The sequence below is a fragment of the Streptomyces apricus genome (assembly GCF_008369065.1).
Lineage (GTDB): Bacteria > Actinomycetota > Actinomycetes > Streptomycetales > Streptomycetaceae > Streptomyces > Streptomyces apricus.
Genome location: NZ_VDFC01000129.1, coordinates 1 through 3,801, shown reverse-complemented (window position 1 = coordinate 3,801; position 3,801 = coordinate 1). Strand labels below are relative to the sequence as shown.

Sequence of the window (3,801 nt, the reverse complement as noted above, 5' to 3'; positions counted from 1 at the left end):
CCTAAAAGACTGCGCAGTTCCCCGCGCCCCTAGGTACCTGGCGCCCTGGGTATTTAGGGGCGCGGGGAACTGCGCGACCAGCCCCCGCCGGGCCGCAGCCGACCCTCTACGGTCAGGTCAGTTTTCGGCAGAACAGCGCGTCGGGGGTGCGGGACGAGCCGATGCGACCCGTGTACGCGACCCCCGCCACATACTCGTCATCCGCACACTGCCCCTTGTAGCGGCCACTGGCGAAGTCACCCCCCTTGGGCGCCGCCCCCCGGTTGTCGCCGCGGTCGAACCAGACCGTGCGGCCACCGGTCCCGGCGGTGATCACCCCGGCCGGGGCGACCGCGCACAGCACGCCCGAGACCGCCGCCCCCCGCACGCTGTACCCGGACACGAACCGCCCGTCGGCGCACTGCAGCTTGGTGTACCCGGACGCCCAGTCCCCGCCCGGCGCGACGTACCGCTCGTCCTTGACGACCTCGGGCCCGCCGCCCGCGGCGGCCGGCGGCCCGGTGGTCACGTCGGAGCACAGGCCGCGGTTGCCCGTGTGGGCGAGGCCGAGGAGCCGCTGCCCGTCGGGGCAGACCGCCTTGCGGGCGCCGGAGTCGAAGTCCGGGAGCGCCCGCATCCGCTGCGAGGCGATGAAGTCCCCGTGGTCGGGGCTGAGCATCGACCACTCCGTGACGGGGGCGACCCGCCCGGTGCGCCCGGCGGCCCCGACGAGCCGGGACCACGCCGCGGCCCGCCAGTCGTCGCCGTCGTACACGCCCATGCGCCGGCCCGCCGAGTCCCAGTGCAGCAGGGCCCAGCCGTTGCCCCGGCGGTTCTCGTGCCAGCCGACGAGCGGCCAGTACGCGAAGTCGGCGTCGGTGCGGATCAGGTGGTCGACGAAGTTCTCGAACCAGGCCCGCGCCTTGGCGTTCGTCTCCTCCCGGCCGCCGACGCCGAACTCGCTGATCCAGACCGGGGCGGTGAAGTGCCGGTCCTGCTCGGCGGTGACGAAGAAGGCCTGCCGGTTCAGGACGTCGATCAGCTCGGCCGGGCTGAAGTCGCGGTAACGGGGGTCGGTGGTCTCGCCCGTACCCGTGGCACCGCTGTGGTTGGGGCCCGTGTAGTCGTAGAAGTGGGCCGAGTACACGAGCTTGCCGGAGTCGACGAGGGTGTGCGAGAGGTTCCGTACGGGTTCCAGGGTGGGGCGGCCGTGCGCGAAGCCGTCGACGGGGATGCCGGTCCAGTTGATGCCCTCGACGACGATGAGGAGGTTCGCGTTCGCCTCGGTCAGGATGCGGTCGCCCACGCGCTGCGAGGCGGCGAACCAGTCGTGGTCGTCGCCCAGGCCCCAGTTGGGGTCGTCCCAGACGTTGCGGCGCACCTCGTTGTAGAGGTCGGCGCCGACGACCCGCTGGTCGTCCTTGTAGCGGCGGGCCATGAAGAGCCAGTCGTCCTCCCAGGTCTGGACGGGCTGGCTCGTGTTCCAGCGTTCGTTGCCGTCGACCCCGCAGCACCAACGGGTGGTGTTGGTGTGGTTGTTGAGGATCACCGCGAGCCCGGCGCCGGTGAGCTCGCCGACCACGGCGTCGTAGACCTGGAGCGGGGTCCTGCCGCGCAGCGCCGGGTTGGCGGCCACGGCGTCGTCGGTGACGGGGCGGCTGTCGTGGACCATCTCGTTGGAGAAGGGCAGCCGGACGCTGTTGACCCCGATCTCCCGGAACCCGGCGACGATCTCGGCCACGGGGGCGCGGTCCAGGCCCAGGGGGACGCGGCCGGAGTTCTCCCCGGCGTGGTGGTTGGCGTCGTCGTCCGTGCTGCCGGAGCCGTTCCAGGTGCCGCTGGCCCCGTGCCAGTTGCCGGACCGCAGCTTGAAGCGGTCGCCGTCCGCGTCGACGATCCAGCGGCCGCGGGTGCTGAGCGGAGCGGTCCAGTCCTCGGCCGCCGAGGCCACCGAGGCCGCCGCAGTCGTCGGGACCGCCGGGACCACAGCCGTCGGGACCGCGGCGGTGGCCGCCGACGCGGGGGCCAAGGGTGCCAGGGATGTCAGGAGGAGGAGCGCGGCCAGGGCCGCCTTGCCGAGGAATCCGGGAAGGGGCGGCCACAGGAACTCGCCGCGCCTTCGGATTCCGTCTTCCCTCGACACCATCTCCTTTCCTGCTCCCTCTTCCCCTCTTTCGCCTTTTCCCTTTTCCACCCTCTCCTCTTTTCTTTTTCCTTCAGGCCCGGGTGCGGAAAGGATTCCGCCACGCCCCCGACAGGCTCCGTGTGACGACCGCGCTGAGGATGCGGACCCCGCGCGTGGAGCCCGGGTCGATGTCCGTGAGTTCGCGCACCCGGCGCAGCCGGTAGTCCAGGGTGCGCGGGTGGACGTTGAGGGCCCGCGCCGCGAGGCCGCGGTTCATGTCGTGGCGGTAGTACGCGTCCAGGGTGGGCAGCAGGTCCGGTCCTGACCGCAGGAGCCGGGCCACCGTCCGGAGCCAGTCGTCGACGAACGGCACGTCCGCCACCGCGAGTTCGACGAAGACGTCCGCCGTGGTGTGCGGCCGCGGCCGTGCGGTCGTACGCCGCAGCGGGGCCGCCGCGCTGATCCGCCGGGCCCGGTCGAGGGCGCCGGCCAGCGCGGACCGCGGGGCGCCGGCGGTGCCGACGGCGCAGAGACGGCCGAGGACCGGGGCGAAGTCCGCCACCAGCGCGGTGACGGCGGCGGCGGGGGACGGCCCCGCGGTCCCGTCGCCCCCGGCCAAGGCCTCGGCGGTGGCCCCGGCGGCGGCCCCGGTGTCCGCGTCCCCCGGTACCAGGGCGACCAGTTCGCCCCCCGCGCCCCTGCTCACGCCCCCTGCGCCCGGGCACCAGACCACCGGCACCCGGTGGGCCTTCACCAGCGCCTCGACGCCGTTGCCCAGTTCACGGTCGCCGAGCGGGCAGTCCGGCACCCGGATCACCGCGACCGTGTAATGCCCGGCGAGTTCCATGCCCGTGACCTGGGCGAGCTCCGCCGCCATGGGGTCCTCGGACATCAGCGACCGCGCGAGCAGGCCGACCTGCTCGACGTACGGCAGCCGGCGGCGCAGCGCGGTCACGAAGCCCCCGCGGTAGGCGCCGATGCCGCGCTCGCCCTGCGGGGCGAACCAGCTCATGATCCGCATGAGTTCCTCGACGTCGCCGCCGCGCTGGGCCTCGGTCGCCTCGTTGATCTCGCGCAGCATGAGCTCGGTGTGCAGGCGCAGGACGCGCTGCCGCGAGTCCAGCGACATGCCCGCGCCGGCCCGCACCTCGCCCATCGACGCGATGTAGCCGAGGTCGTCGTCGGTCAGCACGCCGTTGCGCGGCGCCAGTTCGACGGTCCGGCGCCTGAACCACACCGCGTACTCCAGCGCCTCGGTCCTGGCCCGGGAGTCCGAGTCCAGCGCCTGGAGTTCCGGGATCTCGCGTGCGTACGTCTCGACCTCGCGGCGGGCGTTGGCCGACGCCTGCCGGGTCAGCTCGGCGAAGAGGCTCCCCATGGCCTGAGCATGTCAGGACGGGGGCGGGCGCCGACAGATGAAAACCGGACGGCGGTTATCACGGCGGGTGAATTGCGAAACCGCATTCCGGGGCGCCTTTGTCATCCTGCGCAAACTTCCCCGGTCGGGGCGCACTTGTGACGCGATCCGCTTGTGGGGCAGCAGGGGCCTGGGCTTAATGAGGACCAGGAAACGGCACTTTTTCTGCATGCCTGAACGGGAGGGAAAGAACGATGAGAGCAAGGTTCAGGAAGAGAATCGCGGCGGCGGTGGCGGTCGTGTCCGCGGCGACCGCGCTCACGGTGAGCGCCCCCGGCTC

General features: G+C 72.6%; 2 protein-coding genes. Both read right to left on the bottom strand.

Annotated features, from left to right (window positions below):
* Window positions 1-112: 112 nt before the first annotated feature.
* Window positions 113-2,125 (bottom strand): glycoside hydrolase family 5 protein, encoded by a 2,013-nt coding sequence (locus FGF04_RS38425; RefSeq protein WP_149516028.1) that lies wholly within the window; start codon window positions 2,123-2,125, stop codon window positions 113-115.
* A gap of 70 nt (window positions 2,126-2,195) precedes the next feature.
* Window positions 2,196-3,482, bottom strand: a complete 1,287-nt coding sequence (locus tag FGF04_RS38420; RefSeq protein WP_149516027.1) for a PucR family transcriptional regulator — start codon at window positions 3,480-3,482, stop codon at window positions 2,196-2,198.
* Window positions 3,483-3,801 lie beyond the last annotated feature (319 nt).

Coding starts and splice junctions, on each gene's coding strand:
- FGF04_RS38425 (WP_149516028.1), bottom strand. CDS start 2,125: ATGGTGTCGAGGGAAGACGGAATCCGAAGGCGCGGCGAGTTCCTGTGG.
- FGF04_RS38420 (WP_149516027.1), bottom strand. CDS start 3,482: ATGGGGAGCCTCTTCGCCGAGCTGACCCGGCAGGCGTCGGCCAACGCC.